Origin of the sequence: Actinoplanes sp. NPDC051411, assembly GCF_040682075.1 — a bacterium.
Taxonomy (GTDB): domain Bacteria; phylum Actinomycetota; class Actinomycetes; order Mycobacteriales; family Micromonosporaceae; genus Actinoplanes.
In genome coordinates, this window is sequence record NZ_JBFBAD010000090.1 from 1 (window position 1) to 17,287 (window position 17,287).

General features: G+C 71.1%; 14 protein-coding genes and 2 pseudogenes. 6 read left to right on the forward strand and 10 right to left on the reverse strand.

The features are described from left to right. Window positions 1-100: 100 nt before the first annotated feature. Window positions 101-1,840 carry an alpha/beta hydrolase gene (locus tag AB0M88_RS36770; protein WP_364110449.1) on the reverse strand — a complete coding sequence of 580 codons (1,740 nt, stop codon included), beginning with the start codon at window positions 1,838-1,840 and terminating at the stop codon, window positions 101-103. Window positions 1,841-1,970: 130 nt separating this feature from the next. On the opposite strand from AB0M88_RS36770, the gene bioB reads away from it, so the two are divergent. Next, window positions 1,971-3,032, forward strand: a complete 1,062-nt coding sequence (gene bioB / locus AB0M88_RS36775) for a biotin synthase BioB (RefSeq protein ID WP_364110450.1) — start codon at window positions 1,971-1,973, stop codon at window positions 3,030-3,032. Here bioB and AB0M88_RS36780 read toward each other — a convergent pair. After that, window positions 3,029-3,808 carry an aminoglycoside phosphotransferase family protein gene (locus AB0M88_RS36780; protein ID WP_364110451.1) on the reverse strand — a complete coding sequence of 260 codons (780 nt, stop codon included), beginning with the start codon at window positions 3,806-3,808 and terminating at the stop codon, window positions 3,029-3,031. The genes bioB and AB0M88_RS36780 overlap by 4 nt on opposite strands. Before the next feature lie 20 nt (window positions 3,809-3,828). Further along, window positions 3,829-5,367, reverse strand: a complete 1,539-nt coding sequence (locus tag AB0M88_RS36785) for a GGDEF domain-containing protein (protein WP_364110452.1) — start codon at window positions 5,365-5,367, stop codon at window positions 3,829-3,831. A gap of 120 nt (window positions 5,368-5,487) precedes the next feature. Between AB0M88_RS36785 and AB0M88_RS36790 the strand changes: the two genes are divergently transcribed. Then, window positions 5,488-6,114 carry a CPBP family intramembrane glutamic endopeptidase gene (locus AB0M88_RS36790; RefSeq protein ID WP_364110453.1) on the forward strand — a complete coding sequence of 209 codons (627 nt, stop codon included), beginning with the start codon at window positions 5,488-5,490 and terminating at the stop codon, window positions 6,112-6,114. A gap of 78 nt (window positions 6,115-6,192) precedes the next feature. Here AB0M88_RS36790 and AB0M88_RS36795 read toward each other — a convergent pair. After that, window positions 6,193-7,035, reverse strand: a pseudogene (locus tag AB0M88_RS36795) (fatty acid desaturase); the annotation flags it as partial. Window positions 7,036-7,141: 106 nt separating this feature from the next. On the opposite strand from AB0M88_RS36795, the gene AB0M88_RS36800 reads away from it, so the two are divergent. Both AB0M88_RS36800 and AB0M88_RS36805 read left to right on the forward strand, forming a co-directional pair. Then, window positions 7,142-8,506: an MFS transporter gene (locus AB0M88_RS36800; RefSeq protein WP_364110454.1), complete on the forward strand. Its 1,365-nt coding sequence runs from the start codon at window positions 7,142-7,144 to the stop codon at window positions 8,504-8,506. 208 nt (window positions 8,507-8,714) lie between these two features. Beyond that, window positions 8,715-10,007 (forward strand): acyltransferase, encoded by a 1,293-nt coding sequence (locus AB0M88_RS36805; RefSeq protein WP_364110455.1) that lies wholly within the window; start codon window positions 8,715-8,717, stop codon window positions 10,005-10,007. Between the two features lie 308 nt (window positions 10,008-10,315). Here the strand turns inward: AB0M88_RS36805 and AB0M88_RS36810 are convergent. The 4 genes and pseudogenes from AB0M88_RS36810 to AB0M88_RS36825 form a co-directional block, all read right to left on the reverse strand. Further along, window positions 10,316-10,481, reverse strand: a pseudogene (locus tag AB0M88_RS36810) (ISAzo13 family transposase); the annotation flags it as partial. A gap of 487 nt (window positions 10,482-10,968) precedes the next feature. Next, entirely contained in the window at window positions 10,969-12,216 is a 1,248-nt protein-coding gene (locus AB0M88_RS36815; RefSeq protein ID WP_364110456.1) for an MFS transporter, read from the reverse strand. Between the two features lie 57 nt (window positions 12,217-12,273). Next, entirely contained in the window at window positions 12,274-12,969 is a 696-nt protein-coding gene (locus AB0M88_RS36820; protein ID WP_364110457.1) for an NAD(P)-binding domain-containing protein, read from the reverse strand. A gap of 154 nt (window positions 12,970-13,123) precedes the next feature. After that, entirely contained in the window at window positions 13,124-13,597 is a 474-nt protein-coding gene (locus tag AB0M88_RS36825; protein ID WP_364110458.1) for a VOC family protein, read from the reverse strand. An 84-nt stretch (window positions 13,598-13,681) separates the two neighbouring features. Between AB0M88_RS36825 and AB0M88_RS36830 the strand changes: the two genes are divergently transcribed. After that, complete coding sequence (locus AB0M88_RS36830) at window positions 13,682-14,245, forward strand: helix-turn-helix domain-containing protein (protein WP_364110459.1); 564 nt, start codon at window positions 13,682-13,684, stop codon at window positions 14,243-14,245. Window positions 14,246-14,257: 12 nt separating this feature from the next. On the opposite strand, the gene AB0M88_RS36835 is transcribed toward AB0M88_RS36830, so the two are convergent. Continuing rightward, window positions 14,258-14,983: a TetR/AcrR family transcriptional regulator C-terminal domain-containing protein gene (locus AB0M88_RS36835; RefSeq protein WP_364110460.1), complete on the reverse strand. Its 726-nt coding sequence runs from the start codon at window positions 14,981-14,983 to the stop codon at window positions 14,258-14,260. A gap of 27 nt (window positions 14,984-15,010) precedes the next feature. Between AB0M88_RS36835 and AB0M88_RS36840 the strand changes: the two genes are divergently transcribed. Next, window positions 15,011-16,162, forward strand: a complete 1,152-nt coding sequence (locus AB0M88_RS36840) for an FAD-dependent monooxygenase (protein ID WP_364110483.1) — start codon at window positions 15,011-15,013, stop codon at window positions 16,160-16,162. Between the two features lie 114 nt (window positions 16,163-16,276). On the opposite strand, the gene AB0M88_RS36845 is transcribed toward AB0M88_RS36840, so the two are convergent. After that, window positions 16,277-17,248: a cellulase family glycosylhydrolase gene (locus AB0M88_RS36845; protein WP_364110461.1), complete on the reverse strand. Its 972-nt coding sequence runs from the start codon at window positions 17,246-17,248 to the stop codon at window positions 16,277-16,279. Window positions 17,249-17,287 lie beyond the last annotated feature (39 nt).

Here is a 17,287-nt window from a genome sequence, read left to right on the forward strand (position 1 = left end):
CCGCCACCCTCCCCCGCGCGCCCACCTCGGAGTGCCTCTCCCTCCGATCCCCGCCCCCCCAGGGAGTGTCGCCCCCCGCGCAGCGGCGCCCACACCGGAACTATCGAGTGCCGTTGAGGGTGGACGGCATCGGCGGCCCGGCGACCTGCGGCCGGTCGGCCGGGGTCACGGGCACCGCCCGGGAAGCGAACGCCGACGAGTCGGTCGGCAGTGGTGTCAGGAACGGCTGGTACGACCCCTGGCACAGCGTGCCCTTGGCCGGCAGCGTCCCCTTCAGCAGGTAGTTGTCGATCGCGGTGGTCGCGCAGTCCGAGGTGCCGTACGACGTGTGGCCCCAGTTCACATTGGACAGCAGGCGGCTGTTGGGCAGCCGCTTGGAGGCCGAGACCGCGTCGTCGTAGTTGGTGGCCGGATCCCACCGGGTGCCGACGATCAGCACCGGCGCGGCAGTCCGCCGGGTCCAGGGACCCGTGTATGCGTCCTCGTCGCGAACCGTCCACGTGTCGCGCGCGCACTGGGCGGTCTCCCAGCCCCACGCCCGGCCGAAGTACGGCGCCTTCTTGTCGGCCGTCACCATCAGCGACGGCCACTGGCCCGCGTCCTTCGGGTGGAGGGCGTCGGTGCAGTCGACCGCGGCGAAGGTCTCGAAACCGTTGTCGTACGGGAAGTCGCGCCCCGCCTTCTGCCGGTTGTCGCGGATCTTCGCGGTCAGCGCGGCCTTCGCCTTGCTCGAAGCGGCGGCTGAGGACGGGTACAGCAGCGTCCAGATGTACGCCGCGTCCTGCGTCACCCAGTCACCGGCACCCGTGTCGTACAGGTCGCCGAGGATGCCGCTGACGAAGTCGGCGTAGGTGATGGTGAAGCTGCCGCCCTCCTCATCGGTCACCACGAGCGGCTTCGCCCGCAGCTTCCGCGCGATCGTGTCGAAGTTCTTGACCGGGTCACCGGCCGCGAACGCGCAGTAGGCCTCGCCGGCCTTGTCGCACCGCTTGAGGATCTCCTGCAGCGCCCGGTAGGCACCGGCCGCCGACTTGATCCGCTGGTCCTGCTCCAGGCCGGCGGTCGCCTTGGTGCCGACCCAGTGTTCGGGGTCGAGCACGCCGTCGACCGTGATGGCGCGGAACCGGTCCGGGAACATGTTCGCGTAGTACTGCCCGATCGCGGTGCCGTAGCTGAAGCCCAGATAGGACAGCTTCTTGTCGCCGACCGCGCGGCGCAGCACGTCCATGTCCCGCACGACCTCGGCCGTCGACATCGAGCCCGACAACGGCTTACCGGTCGTGGAGCACGCCTTCCCGAACTTCTTGGCCCCGTCGACGTACGTCTTCTCCTCGGCCTTCCCCCAGGGGAAGGCGACGTTCATCTCGCTGAGCACCGCGGTCTGGTCCTTGACCGACTTCCAGCAGTGCAGATTGGTGCTGCTGGCGATGCCCCGCGGGTCGAATCCGACGATGTCGAACCGGTCGAGCAGGGCCGGGCTGAGGAACAGCGGCGCCTCGAGCGCGATCTCGGTGCCCGAGCCACCCGGTCCGCCCGGGTTGAGGAACAGCGTGCCGATCTTGTGCTTCTGGTCCTTCGCCTTGACCCGGAGCACGGCGATCTCGGTCTTGGCCCCCTTCGGATTGTCGTAGTCGAGGGGCAGCAGGGTGGTCGCGCACTCGGCGGTGTCGTAGCACTTGTACCAGCCGAGCTTCGGTGTCGGCACGCGGTCGACCCGCGCGCGCTCCCGGGCACTGGTGGTGTCGGTGCGGGCGGCCGCGGAGGCCGCCGTCGGGGCACCTGCCACCAGAACCCCGGCGATCAGCCCGGCCACGAGAATGCTTCTTCCCAGTCGTTGCATTCATGACCCCTTCGGTCGGGTACGCGCGGCGTCGTCGTCGCGCGCACCGGATCGTAGAAAGTCAATGCAACGTATGTACAGATTTGAATGTCTTCGGGCTTGATCGCCGATCGCATGATCCAATGTCGAGGTGACGACATTTCTGGGTGATCTGGTGGCGAAGTCCCTGCGGCGCGAGGTGCCGACCCGGTCCGAGGCCCTGGCCCTGCTCGGCGACCAGGAGGAACTGCTCGACGTCGTGGCCGCCGGGTTCCGGGTCCGCCGCGCCTTCTTCGGCCGGCGTGTGAAGCTCAACACGATCATCAACCTCAAGAGCGGAATGTGCCCGGAGGACTGCGGCTACTGCTCACAGCGCCTGGGCTCCCGCTCCGAGATCCTGAAATACACCTGGCTCAAGCCATCGGACGTGGCTCACGCGGCGTCGGCGGCCGCGTCGGCCGGCGCCAAGCGGATCTGCCTGGTGGCCAGCGGCCGCGGACCGGCCGACCGCGACATCAGCCGGGTCGAGGACACGATCGCCGCGGTCAGGGCCGAGGAGCCCGACGTCGAGGTGTGCGTGTGTCTCGGCCTGCTCACGGACGGCCAGGCGGCCCGGCTGGCGGCGGCCGGGGCGCACGCCTACAGCCACAACCTGAACACCAGCGAGGAACGGTACGCCGACATCTGCACGACCCACACCTTCGCCGACCGGGTCGACACCGTCGGCAAGGCGGCCGAGGCCGGCCTGTCGCCGTGCTCGGGCGCGATCTTCGGGATGGGGGAGTCCGACGACGACATCGTCGACCTGGCCATCGCGCTGCGGGCCGTCGACCCCGACTCGGTGCCGGTGAACTTCCTCATCCCGTTCGACGGAACCCCGCTGTCCGGACGCTGGGAGCTGACGCCCGACCGGTGCCTGCGGATCCTGGCGCTGTTCCGGTTCTTCTTCCCGGACGTCGAGGTGCGGCTGGCCGGCGGCCGGGAGATCCATCTGCGGGGGATGCAGCCGTTCGCGCTGTACCTGGCCAACTCGATCTTCCTCGGCGACTACCTGACCAGCGAGGGCCAGCCCGGGGCCGACGACCGCCGGATGATCGCCGACGCGGGTTTCACGATCGAGGGGGCGCAGGAGCAGACGCTCCCGGCCGCCCGGCACGACCTGGTCGCCATCCGCTGCCGGGGCGCGGGCACGTCACAGCCGGCCGATCTCTAGGAGCCGGTCTCGATGCTCCAACGGGTGTGCCGGGCGCGCAGCTCGGCGCCGGTGAGGTCGGTGCGGCCGAGGCTGGTGTAGTTGGGTTCCCAGGTCTCGATCCGGTCGCGCGAGCTGTTCAGGGCGAACAGGTCCCAGAGCCGCACGTCGGGGACCGTCGTGGCGGCCGCGCGTTCGTACGCCCGCAGGAACACGTCGGCCACCTCGGGACCGTGCAGCAGCACCAGGTCGAGGCGGCACCAGCTGACGTCGAGCCCGCGCGGAGCGAGCGACGCCCCGGACCAGTCGACGATGCCGGTCAGTGCCGGGCCCTCCCAGAGGACGTTGCCCGACCAGTAGTCGAAGTGGGTGAGCACGTGCTCGGCGTCGGCCAACCGGGGCTCTTCGTCCCGGCTCAGCGCGGTCATCCCGTCGCGCAGCGCGGGCGGGGGAGTTGCATGGATGCGGGCCAGGCCGCGCGCCAGTTCCGCCGCCGCGTGCCGGGGATCGGCCGGCATGATGTCGGCCGTCCCGGGAAGCCGGGTGATCAGGATCAGGCCGTGGGCCGGGTCGGCGCCCAGCAGTTTCGGCGCCCAGCCGCCGAGTCCGTCGAGCGCCCGCAGCACCCTCGCCTCGCGGGCCGGGGCGTCATCGCCGGGCGGATATCGGCGCAGGACCATCTCCTGCCCGTCGGCATCGAGCAGGACCGTGACGGCGTGCGTGCCACCCAGGAGCGGGCGCACGACGCGTACCGGCTGACGGGCGATTTCGGCGGCCCAGGAAAGCGCTTCGGACACCGGTCCATCTTGCCTGGCGGTCAGTGGGCGGCCGGCTCCATCCCGGCGTGGTAGCGCATCCAGGTGCCCTTGCCGTCGTGCTTCGCGGCGTACATGGCCAGGTCGGCGTCGCGGAGCAGGGACTCGACGTCGTCGCCCGGTTCGGCGCAGGCCACCCCGATGCTGGCGTTGGCGCAGACCGGGGCGTCGCCGACGGTCACCGGCTCGGTGAGGGCGCCCAGGATGCGGCGCGAGGTGTTCTCGGCGTCGCCGGCCGTGCAGTCGCGCAGCAGCACCGCGAACTCGTCGCCGCCCAGGCGGGCCACCAGGTCGCAGCCGCGGACCGACGCGCTCAGCTTCGTCGCCACGCCGATCAGGAGGGCGTCGCCGGCCGCGTGGCCGAGGGTGTCGTTGACGCCCTTGAAGCCGTCCAGGTCGATCAGCAGCAACGACACCGTGCCCGGGGCGGCGGCGGCCAGGGTGGCCGTCACCTCCTCGTGGAAGTGGGTGCGGTTGGCCAGGCCGGTCAGGCCGTCGAACAGGGCCTGGTGGCGCAGCCGTACCTCGTGCTCGCGGAGCTCGGCCAGGGTGGTGTCGAGTTGGGAGATCAGGCGGGTGTTGTCGTGGAAGGTGGCCAGCTGGCGGCCGGCGACCAGGCCGCAGATCAGGCCCAGGCCGGCGACCACGCCCCACAGCCGGGTGGCGCTGCCGTCCTCGTCGCGGTGGGTGAGAACCATGACGAGGGCGGCGAAGGCGACGCCGATCGAGCCGTACGGGAGCAGGCTGTACGGCTTTCGCCGCCGGGACCCGAACGCGGCGTGGTCGAACTGGGCCACCAGTTCCTGGATGCGCGGCCCGACCGCGACCATCAGCGACGGCAGGAAACGGATCGCGTACACGTACGGCGGCAGGTGGTTCATGGCGTGCGGGGCGGCGAAGACGCCGACCGCGTTCGCCCCGGCCGAGATGATCATCGGCCCGGCGGCGACCTTGTGGATCGGGGCGTTGCCGTTGAGGATGATCTTGAAGGTGGCGAACGAGGCGGTCAGGATCACGGCGGCCGCGATCAGTGTGCCGGCCACGTCGGTGGCGCCCGGCCGCACCACGAAGCACCAGGCCACGACCGCGCCACCGATCAGCACGGTCGTCGAGTCGAGCCAGAACGCCAGCCGCTCCCGCCCGGTGCGACCCGGGTGCGGGTGCACCATCATCCCGATGATCAGCACGGCCTCGCCGACCGCGAAGCAGATCGACTGAACGGGTCCGGCGGCGGTCGACCACTGGTCGTGCCCGAGCAGCGCGGTCGCCGCCTGCACCGAGTCGCCGAAGGTGAAGAGCGCGCCGGCCCCGGCGAGAATCCGCCAGAACCGCCGGGTCGGCCCGGTCGCGATCCGCGACACCTGCCAGGCCGAGTACGCGAGGAGCACGTCCAGCGGAGGCTGGAACGCCCAGTAGACGCCGACCGAGGCGTTCGAGTCGTGGTGGAACACGAAGAACAGCGTGGTCGCGAGCAGCGACCAGAGCGTGGCCACGATCAGGAGGGGGTCCCGATGGAACACGGGCCGGGTCGTCCCGTTCACGTTGCGTACTCCTGCCGTCGGGGGTCCTACCCCGGTGGTATCGGCCGGGGCCGCCGACGGCTGAGGGCGGACATGTGACGGCAACCGACCGGCCACCCGGCGCCGCTAGCGTTCCGTCGCGTGAGCCGCACCCGGGCCGTGATCGAATACCTGCTGCTGTTCTTCGGCGTGGTCGGTGTCTGTATCGCCGTGCACGTACCCGGCGGCCCGATCCCGGTGCTGCTGGTCGCCGCGGTCGCGGCCTTCTTCTACCTGCGTCGCGCGGACGGATTCGACCGGCGTACGTTCCTCAGGCCGGAAGCCTTGCGCCCGGCCCTGCCCTCGGTGATCCGCCTGTGGCTGGCCGTGTCGACCGGGGCGCTCGTGGTGGTCGCGATCGTCGACCGTGGCCACCTGTTCGATCTGCCGCGTCAGCAGCCGCTGCTCTGGCTGGCCGTGCTGATCTTCTATCCACTCGCGTCGGTCTATCCGCAGGAGCTGATCTACCGGGCATTTCTCATGCACCGGTATTCGCCGGCCTTCGGGAGGACGGTCGCGCCGGCCGGCGCTCTCGCTTTCGGGTACGCCCACCTATTGTTCGGCAACCTCATAGCGGTTGTCGCCACGCTCGCCGGCGGGTGGTTGTTCGCCCGCCGCTACCGGCAGACGCGCTCGCTTCTGGTCGTCTCGGTCGAGCACGCTCTCTACGGCGCGACGATTTTCACGATCGGGCTCGGGCGTTTCTTCTACCACGCCGGGCACTTTTAGATCCCTCTCGGAAATGGGCCCTTCGATCTGACGGCCGACCGCCGCGAACCAGCCCATCTCGAACCGCGCGCCGTCGTTCTCGAACGCGGACCGGAGCGAATGCCAGGCCAGCCCCGGATATCTGTGATGCACGCCGTGCAGGTTGAACGCCAGGACGAACAACTCGAGCGGCCGGGGCAGCTGGAGGTTCATGGCTTCCAGAGGCGCGTCCAGCTCGGTGCCGTAGTGGTAGGCGTTGTCGGCCACCGAGACGACGAACGCCCGGCCGGCGAGCGCGGCGAGGAGCATCCAGTAGTCGGCGCCGAATGTCCAGAATGCGCCAGCGTAGACCACGATGATCATCGCGGCGTCGATGCGGAATACCCTCAGGCGGCGCGAAGCCACTATCTCGAACAGCTGCGCCGACACCGAGGTGGGGGAGTCGACGTGCCGGGCCAGGGCGAGCCAGCCACGCCGCGGCACGAAGAGCAGAAGCACCGAGACGACCTCGGCCAGATAGAGCCCGCCGAACAGCCGCAGGTAATAGGCCGGCGCCCGGCGCCCCCAGCTTGTCGCCGACGGGTCGAACACCTCGGTCCGCTCCCGCGGCGTCCGGCTGAACCGGTGATGCAGCAGATGACCGGCCTTGAGCAGGGCGAACGGGGCCCCGTAACCGATCGCCAACGCCCGGCCCAGCCGATCGTTCCAGTCCCGGTCGCGCAGCAGCGACCCGTGGATCGATTCGTGGGTCAACGACCAGAGCGGGGTGTTGGCGAGCGCCAGCGGCACCAGCGACCATCCCCACGCCGCGTCACGGGGGAGGAGCCAGAGCGGCAGCACGAAGAGCTGACAAACGAGCAGGCCGAGCGCGAGGGCGACCAGCGGGAAGGACGTCGTCGTCGCGCCGTAGGTCCGGGTCGGGCCCGGCGTCACGGTACGCACCGCCGCACGCTAAGCCGACCCACTGACCACGGGGTATACGCAGGTCAAACTTCACTCGGCCCGGTCGTGCCCGATAGCCGTCCGAGGGCGCTGGCATGATTCACTGATGACCAGTCGAGGGCTCGCGCTGCTGGTGGCCGGCGCGTACTTCATGGAGATCCTCGACGCGACCGTGATCGCCCCGGCCGCCCCGCACATCGCGGCCGACCTCGGCGTGCCCGCGGTCGGCGTCAACGTGGCGATCACCGCGTACGTGCTCACCCTCGCCGTGCTGATCCCGATCAGCGGCTGGCTGACCGAACGCTTCGGCGCCCGGCGGATCTTCGTCGGCGCGATCGCGATCTTCACCCTGGCCTCGGCCGGGTGCGCGGCCGCGGCGACCCTGCCGATGCTGGTCGGAACCCGCATCCTGCAGGGCATCGGCGGCGCCATGATGGTGCCGGTCGGGCGCCTGGTCGTCATCCGCACCACCGCCAAAACCGACCTGGTCAAGGCGATCGCCTACCTGACCTGGCCGGCCCTGGTCGCCCCGCTGCTGGCGCCGGCCCTCGGCGGCATCCTCAGCACGTACGCCTCGTGGCGGCTGATCTTCCTGATCAACCTGCCGCTCGGGCTGGCCGCGCTCCTCCTGGCCCGCCGCCTCGTCCCCGACATGCGGTCGGACGACGCGGGCCGGCTCGACTGGCGCGGCTTCGTGCTCGCCGCCGCCGGCCTGGCCGCGCTCGTGGCCGGCATGGAAGGCGTGGCCGACCCGCACCCGAACTGGGCGGTCACCCTTCCCGCGCTGCTCCTGGCCGGTGTGGCCCTGGCGTTCACGATCGCCTACCTGCTGCGCGCCGACCGCCCGCTGGTCCAACTCCGCGACCTCCGCATCCGGACCTATCGCGTGACCGCCTTCGGCGGCTCGGTCTTCCGCGCCGTGATCACCGCGATCCCGTTCCTCCTGCCCCTGTTCTTCCAGCTCGGCTTCGGCTGGAACGCGGCCCACGCGGGCCTGGTGGTCATCGCCCTGTTCGCCGGCAACATCGGCATCAAACCGGCGACCACCCCGCTCATGCGCCGCTTCGGCATCCGCCTGGTGATGCTCGGCGCGGTGATCGCGTCGGCCGCCTGCCTGGTCGGCATCGCCTTCCTGTCGGCGGCCACCCCACTCGCGCTCATCCTGATCCTGCTGGTCCTGAGCGGCACCTTCCGGTCGATCGGCTTCACCGCCTACAACACGATCGCCTTCGCCGACGTCCCCGCCGACCGCATGACCAGCGCCAACACGCTGATGTCGGCGGTCCAGGAGCTGGGCGCCGGCCTGGGCGTCGCGGTCGGCGCCGTCCTCGTCCGCCTCGGCGGCGCCCTCGACACCCAGCCCTACCGCTTCGCCTTCCTCACCCTGGCGGTCGTCCTGGCCGCTCCCGCCTTCGAGGCGATCGTCCTCCCCCGGGAGGCGGGCAACCTGGTGGCGGGTCGGTCAACCTAGGCGCCCCGGCGCCGGCTTCCTGATGTACGCGTCGCCCGACGAGCCGCCGGCCCCAGCTGTTCCTCCAAAGTTCGCCGGCGAACGCAGTTTCGGGTCGTTCGCCGGAGAGCGCTTTCCGTACGATGGCGACCTCAGCGAGCCGGACCGCCCCCGCGCTTCGCGCAGTCCGCCCCGCGCTTCGCGCAGTCCGCTCGGTGGGAGCACGTCAATGACGAACGTAGTGCCCGTTGTCCCCGTGCGTCCCCGGCTCTCGTGGCTGGACGCACTGCGCGGGCTGGCGGCCCTGACCGTCGTCTATTGGCACATGCGCCCGCTGTCGGGGATTCCGGTCCCGAGCAAAGCGTGGGAGTTCTTCGACCTCGGCAAGTGCGGGGTCTTGCTCTTCTTCCTGATCAGCGGCTACATCATCCCGATGTCGCTGGAGCGGCACGGCGACCTGCGCAAGTTCTGGATCTCGCGCCTCTTCCGGCTCTACCCGGCGTTCCTGGTGGCGACCACCTTGATGTTGGTGCTGATGACGGCCGGAATCGCCGCCTTCCCCGGGCAGCTCGTGCAGCACACGACGGTCGGGCTGTTGGCGCACGGCACGATGATGCAGGGCCTGCTCGGCGTCTCCAACCTGGTCGCGATCTATTGGACGCTCTCCTACGAGATGGTGTTCTACTTCGTCGTCGCCGGCCTGTTCGCCTTCGGCCTGCACCGCCACAGCGCGTGGTACGCGGCGGGACTGGCCGCCGTCGCCCTGTTCATCGGGCCCGCGTTGCCGCAGACGCTGCTGACCAGCGGCGGTGACCGCCGGACCGAGGCGGTGATCGGCGTGGCGATCGTCTTCGTGACCACCATCGCGGCCTTCCTCATCGGCTCCCGCAGAATTGTCATAGTCGGCGCCGTCCTCTCCGTCGGCGTGATCGGCGTCGCCGTGGTCAACGGCGGCGAGTCGTCGGGTCGCGCCTCCTGGCAGTCACTCATCCTGCTGGCGACGATGTTCGCCGGCACGACGATCTACCGGATGCAGCACGGCCAGATCCGGATCCTGCCCGGCGCGGCCGCGATCGCCGCCGTCCTGGTCGCGGCCACCGCCGGCGCGTGGTGGCACCTGGCCGACGAGATCGCCCGCCAGCTGTGGGTGACCGCCGTCGTCTTCCCGGCCATCGTGTTCGCGGCCGGTTTCCTGCTCCGCGGCCGGCAGATGCCGTGGGTGCTGCGCAAGCTCGGCGAACTCAGCTATTCGATGTACCTGCTGCACCTGATCCTGCTCAGCGCCCTGAAGCACGCGCTGCCCGGCATCGTGGGCGAGCCGGCGCCGGTGCGGCTCCTCACGTTCGCCGGCCTGCTGGCCGTGCTGTTCGCCCTGTCCGAGCTGGTCGTCCGCTTCGTGGAGAAGCCGGCCCAGCGACTCGGCCGCCGAGTCGGCGAGCGCTTCACCTCCCGAAACGACCGCCCCACGGCCGTCCCTCCGGCGCCGCGGGCCGCCCCGGCGGAAGCCGCGCTGAAAGGCTGATTCACCATTTCCGGTGCCGGGCGCCAACCAGCTACCGACGAGATGTCGGTGAGGGCAGGACTTGAGGGTGCTGGCGGTTCCGTCGCTCCAGACGGTCGTATTGAGCATTGCCTCGCGGTCGATGGCAAGGCGGCGGGGCGGATCTCTTCGCTGATCCGGCATTGATGCGGGTAGGCGAGATCGCCGCGAAGCTCCTATCCGCCACCAGTGCCCCCGACCGCGGCCAGGGTGAGCACGGGCCTGCGGCCGGTGCCGGGTGCGGCCGTCCGGGGTCGGTGGCCGCCTCGTTGGTGCAGGCCGCTCTCGCGTTGCAAGCGGGAGCCTTGCTCTCGTAGCAGGTCGGCGACGGTGTCGGCGCTGACCCGGTGGCCTGCCGGGCAACTCGCCGGCGAGGTTGCGGGCCGACTTGGTCGTCCACCGCGGCGGCGACTTCGGATCACCGCGCTCGCCGGGCTCCACCAGGGCCCTCAACGCGGCCGGCCGACCCGAATCCCGCTCGACGGCCCGTTTCGGCCGCCGCCGGGCCGGCGGGCGCTAACTGAACGGCGTTGGATCCAGGCCGGCCCGGAGCCGAACCGGCCGGGACACGCTCATCCCCAGCCGTCGGCCATGCGCACCTCGATGCCCGGTCCGAGCGGCCGTCCGCGCCCGACCCGGCCCTGCTCACCCGCCGCCATCTCCGACCGACCGACGCACACGCCTGCGTCGATGCCGGGGGCTTGGCCGCATCGTCAGGGCGCACGTGACCGCCCGGGAGCCATCGCTCAACCGCATCTCGGATCCGCCCGTTGCCCGGCCGAAAGCTCAGCCAGAACGGCCGGGACGAAACCCGGAATCGAACGGCCGGCTCCAGCACGACACCGACCGCGAAGGTAGCGCCGTTGCGCGGCGGCCCTGGAGATCCTCAGCGATCCCTGGCTGCCGCCCAGGTGAGCACCGGCCCTCGAGTTCGGTCGGGAAACTAAGCCGTGGCCGTCGGGCGCGGGGCCGAGGAGCGGGCGTAGAGCGCCGCGATCAGTGTGCCCACGCACAGGGCCGCCGCGCTCAGGCCCAGCGACCAGTGGATGCCGACCACGGCGCCGAACAGCCCGACCGTGACGCCGCTGCCGAAGCGCAGGCCGTTGGCTGACATGCCGTAGACCCCGATCACGCGGCCGCGTTCGCCGGGTGGGGCCAGCAGCTGGACCACGGTCTGGCCGATCGACATCGACGCCAGGTTGGCTACCCCGCCGACGACCAGGAGGGCCACCGCGGCCGGATAGTTTCCGGCGACGGCGAACCCGACCGTCGCCAGCCCGTAGACGGCGGTGCTCACCACCGCGGCCGGGACGCTGGCCGGGATGCGGCCGGTGGCCTCGAGCAGGATGCCGCCGAGGACGCCGCCGGCGCCGTTGGCGAAGAGCAGGATTCCGTACGCGGTTCCGGCGCTTCCCGCCCCCAGGTCCTGCGCGAAGATCGGCATCGACGACTGCATGGACGCGCCGACGAAGAACGAGCCCAGGCCGCCCAGGATGATCATGCTGACCAGGGTGTGGTTGCCCCGCACGTCACGTATCACCCTCACCGAGTCGAGCAACCCGAGCCGTCGACGCGGGACGCCCTCGTCGCGGGTGTGGCCGGTGAACCTCGTACGGAAGAGAAAGAGTGTCAGCGGCAGATAGAAAGCAATGTTGGCGAAGATCCCCCGGGTCGGACCGAGGCCCAGCAGCAGGGCCGAGCCGACCACCGGGCCGAACAGCACGCCCAGGCTGCGGAAGGTCGCGTTGAGCCGGACGGCGCTCGGCAGCTCCTCGTCGCCGACGAAGTCGTGCAGCATCAGCTGCTCGCCCGGGCCCCACAGCGACCCGGCCAGGCCGTGCAGCACGAGCAGCACGCAGGCCTCCCAGATCTGCAGTCTGCCGGTCAGGAAGAGCACCCCCCAGGCGGCCGAGACCAGCATGAACAGGACCTGCGCGGCCTGGATGACCCGCCGGCAGTCGAACCGGTCGGCGAGCGACCCGAAGTAGACCGAGAACACCAGGAACGGCACCCAGTGGCTGATCACCTCGAACCCGGCCAGCGCGGGGGAGTGGAACTTCTGCCACAGCTGCCAGTAGGTGATGACGTGCTCGATGTTGTCGGCCATCATGGCCAGCGCGGCCCCGAACAGGTACGGCCGGCAGTCCCGGTTGCGGAGCGCGGCGAACTTGCGCGGAGCGAGGGTGGCCATGCCGCTCAGCCTGCCGTCCTCGGGCCTCCGGTGCGCCCGGGGCGGCCGGCCAAGTGATCAGGACCACCCCGGAGCCTGGCCGGCTCGGGCAGTCAACCGGGCCCGCCATGCCTCGGTCTGGGCGGGCTCGGCCCCGGCCAGCGCGGCCGCGATGGCGTTCTCGCCCAGATCGGTGGTGTAGACGGGAGTGCCGGGCTGCTGGCGCCACGACTCGTCCAGGGGGCCGGCATCCACTCCGGCGAAGCCGATCTGCTCGGCCAGCGCGATGACGACGGTCTTGGCGATCGGCTCGTCGCCGGCGATCGGCAGCGCGACCCGGCCGCGCGTGCCCGCCGGTGCCGGCTTGTCGCGCAGGCTGGCCGCGGTGATGGTGTTGAACGCCTTGACGACCGGATGGCCCAGCTGCCGTTCGGTCCAGCGGCTCTCCACGGCACCGTGGTCGAGTTCGCCGATCCGGGCGTCGCGCAGGTGCGGCACGTAGTTGCTGGTGTCGACGACGACCGCGTCGGCGGGCAGCGCCAGACCGGCACCGAGCAGTCCGGCGATGGCGGGGAGCGGCACCGCGACGATGACCACGCGTGCGTCGGCGGCGACTTCGGCGAGCGTCGCGGCCCGGGCACCGGTCGCGGCCGCGAGGTCGACGAGGTGCTCGGGTCCGCGCCGGTTGGCGACGCTGACCCGGTGCCCGGCCGCACTCAGCTGCCGGACCAGGGTGCCCCCGATGCTGCCGGCCCCCACTACGGCGATGTTCATCGCGTCACCGCCGGCTCGACCACGGACGTCGGCCGGCACGAACCCGTGGCGCGGTGACGAATCCCGGGTTCGGCGGGGTTGCCGGTCACGCGCGGGTACGCGGTCAGCGGGGCCGGGTTGGTCAGCGCGAAGCGCGGTTTCCCGAACATTCCTTCTATCCCTTCACGCTCAGGGTGGGTTCACCGAAGAACGGTGAGTCCGGTGGGTAGAGGTCCCGCAGGTAGGGCTGGTCCCGTTGCACGTCGCACGGCTCGACGACGATGTTGCCGGGCCCGCGGCTGAGCAGCAGGGCCGGTTCGGACGTCAGGACCGGCGGCAACCCGAGGCCGGCCAGCCGCTTCTTCTCGGCCTCGTGGTCGTCCACCCAGTAACCCAGGTGGTGGAACCAGCCGCCGGCCGGGGTCGCCAGCGGAGTGCCCGGAATCTCCTGCCACAGCTCGACCGCGAACGGCCCGCCGAGTGAGAACGTGACGTGCACGTCCACGCCCTGCGCCCGTCCCGCCTCGTCGGTCACCGTCATCGACCGGGTGATCACCGGTCGCCAGCTCAGCTCGAACAGCTCGCCGATCTCCGCCATGCCCCGGTCGAGATCGGGTACCGCCATGCCCACGTGCCAGAGTCGCGCCATCACACCTCTCCTCAAACGGACAGTGTGTCCACTTACCTCGAGAACGATACGGACACCCTGTCCACTTGTCGCTAGGATGGCGGAGTGACCTCGACGACAAGCCCCGGCCGCCCGCTGCGGGCCGACGCCCGCCGCAACTACGAGGCGCTGCTGGCGGCGGCCAGGGAACTCTTCGCCGAACTCGGCGCCGACGCGCCGCTGGAAGAGGTCGCCCGCCGCGCCGGCGTCGGGCAGGCCACGCTCTACCGCCGGTTCCCGACCCGCGAGCACCTGTTCGTCGCGATCCTCCAGGAACGGGTCGACCTCCTCGACCGCAGTGCTCGCGACCTGCTCGGCGCCGCCGACCCGTGGGCGGCGCTGGTGCAGTGGCTCGACCTGTACGACCGCAGCGCCAGCGAATACCGCGGGATGAGCGCGCGGGTGGCCGAGGCCCTCGCCGACGAGGAGTCACCGGTCGCCACCGCGTGCGCGCCGATGAAGGCGGCGTTCGGCGAGCTCGTCGAACAGGCCCACACGGCGGGCGCGGTCCGCGCGGACATCGGCCCGCTGCAACTGCTCACCCTGATCTCGTCCCTGCCGAAGGACCCGGCTTCCGGCACGACGGCGCCCCAGTACCTCGACGTCGTACTCCGGGGCATCCGCCCGTAGCGCCGATGCAAATTACGTGCCCGGACGGTTGGTGACGCCGTCCAGGATGGTGGTCAGGTTGTGGTGGAAAGTTTCCTCGGCGCTGAGGTGGGCGCCTTCGACGACCAGCCGGGCGACGGTGGGGTAGCGGCCCGTTTCGAGCATGCGCGTCACGTAGGGCCCGAGGGCGGTCTGCCAGGCGGACACGTCGACGCCGGTCGTACGGGCGGTGCGCCGCTCGGTGATCTCCGTGCGGAGGGCTCCGGCGAGGAACGCGTTGAGGGCGCTCAAGGCCCGCTGGAGGTCGCCGATATCGCGTACGCCCGGGGCCTGGCTCAGCGCCGCCGCAGTCGATTCGCCGACCGCGAGTGCGTGGGGTCCCAGGTGCGGCCGGGCACCGAGCAGGTCGGCGAACCACTCGTGTTCCAGGGCCGCCTCGCGGGTGCGGTGCACGATGGCCAGTGCCGTGGCGCGCCACTCGGAGGGCCGGGCGGCCTCGGCGATCTCCGCGTACACGGCGTCGACCATCAGATCGAGCAGTTCGGACCGGTTGGTCACGTAGTCGTAGAGCCGCATCGGCCCGACGCCGAGCTCTTTGGCGATCTTGCGGACCGACAGCCCGTCGAGGCCGTCGGCGTCGGCGAGCCGGATCGCCGCGGCGGCGATCTTCGCGCGGCTCAGCGGCACCGGCGCGGCCCGCGGCCGGGGCTCGGGCCGTTCCCAGACCGGCACCGGTGCGCTACCGTACGGCGTATCCATGAGGTACACCGTACGGTAACGGAGTTGATGATGCGAATCGCGATCGCCGGTGGTGGCCTCGGCGGGCTGACGCTGGCCCGGATCCTGCACCGGCACGGCATCGGCGCGGTGGTGTACGAACGCGAGGCAAGCCGCTCCGCACGATCGCCGGGCGGCATGCTCGACCTGCACCCGGAGTCCGGGCAGCGGGCCCTGGCCGAGGCGGGCCTCACCGGCCGGTTCCGGTCCGAGGCGCGGCCGGAGGGCGAGGAACATCGCATCCTCGACCCGGCCGGGCGCACCCTCGTGCACCACCGGCCGCGGCCCGGCTCGTTCTCCGGGCGCCCAGAGATCGACCGCCGCGTGCTGCGTGACCTTCTCCTCGACTCACTGCCCGATGACGCGGTGGCCTGGCGGCACCGGCTCGTCGCGGCGACGCCCCGGCCCGGCGGCGGCTACGGGCTGACGTTCGACGGCGGCCACAGCGCCGACTGCGACGTCCTCATCGGCGCCGACGGGGCCCGCTCGGTCGTCCGGTCGCTGCTGACCGACGCGCCGCTGTCCGCCGTCGCCACGTTGGCCGAGCTCACCATCGGCGACGCCGACCGGCGCCACCCGGATCTCGCCGAGCTGGTCGGCCCCGGAAACCTCTGGTGCGTCGGGGTGAACCGGATCCTGGCCGCGCAACGTCTCGGCGACGGCAGCATCCGAGTCGGGATCTCCCTGCGCGCGGACGGTCGCCCCATCGACGCCTACAGCAGCAAGCGCGCCCTGCTGGACCTGTTCGACGGCTGGAACCCCGGCCTCACCGCCCTCATCGAGGCCGGCGACGGCCCGCCGACCCTGCGCCGGATCGAGGCGATGCCCGCCGGTACGCGCTGGGCCCACCGGCCGGGCCTCACCCTCATCGGCGACGCCGCGCACCTCATGCCGCCGGTCGGCGAGGGCGCCAACCAGGCGATGCTCGACGGCGCCGAGCTCGCGGCCCAACTCGCCGCCGATCCCGGCGCGGCCATCCGGACGTACGAGGAGGCGATGTTCACCCGCATCCACCCGATCGCCGAGATGTCCGCCCGAGTCCAGGCCATGATGCTGTCGCCCACCGCGGCCGACGACATCGTCCGCTTCTTCACCCGGCGCCCCACCGGGACGGCATCCGCGAACCGACAGCGCGCGACGCAGCCGGCCGTTCCCGAATAGCGATGGCCGGCCCGCTTCGCGAATTGCGCGGTGCGGTGGTGAGCCTCGCTGAGCGCGACCTTGACGCCGGCGCGACCACCGCACCGTGGGGTCTGGGGGTCGCCCCCAGGTGGATTACAGCCCCCAGCCCCAGCGGAGCTGGGCTACGCCGGTGGCGTTGTTGACGGCCAGGCCGCTGCCGTTCTGGCGGGTCAGGGAATAGGTGTCGCCGGAGCGCAGGCCGGGCCAGTAGACGACACCCATCTGCTGGGAGCGGGTGTAGTCGGTCGTCGCGGCGAAGTAGGACGTGAAGACGTTGCCGTCCTGGTTCTGGCCGCCGGTGTAGGTCAGGCCGGTGGTCATGGGGGCGCCGGCCTCGTCGATTACGGTTCGGGAGGCGTAGGCGCCGATCCGCGGGGTGAGGTTGGCCGTCCAGGCCGCCCGGGTGGTGTAGGACGCCCAGAAGCCGTAGAAGTGCAGCGACAGCAGGGTGCCGGACAGGGCCGGTGAGGCCCCGACGCCGGTAACGTTGTCGTTGTAGCCGGTGCCGCTGATCAGCACCCGGCCGCGGGGGACCGTCGAGTGGCGGGAGAGCCAGCCCGAGCACAGGTTGACCCAGTCGTTGAGGCTGTAGCCGAAGGGCTCGTTCATCGGCTCGAAGTACACGTTCGCGTTGGAGCCGTAGCCGGCGACCACGGTGTCCCACATGGTGTTCCAGGCGGCGGTGTCGTCGACGAAGCCGTCGTGGTTGGCCTCCCAGTAGCTGAGGATGACCCGCATGCCGTGGGCGAGTGCCGAGTCGACCGTGCCCTTGTAGGCGTTCCACCAGGCCGAGTTCACGCTCTGCGGGTTGATCGGCAGCCGGACCGTGTTGGCGCCGAGCAGGGTCTGGAAGCCGCTCACGATGCCGTCCGCCTTGGTGCGGACCGTCGCGTAGGAGTCCGAGGCGGTGAGCCCGGTCGGGATCACCCAGCCGTCGACGTAGTTGTCGCGGGCGTCGGCCCAGTTGACCCCTCGGAAGCTGTTGGTGGCGGCGGAGGCGGGCCGCGGGGCGACGAAGACGAGGAGCGCCGCCACGAGCAGCGCGCGTCCCAAGAAAAGCTTCATGGCGAGCTCCCAAGACGTAGAAGTTCGTCAATGGTTACG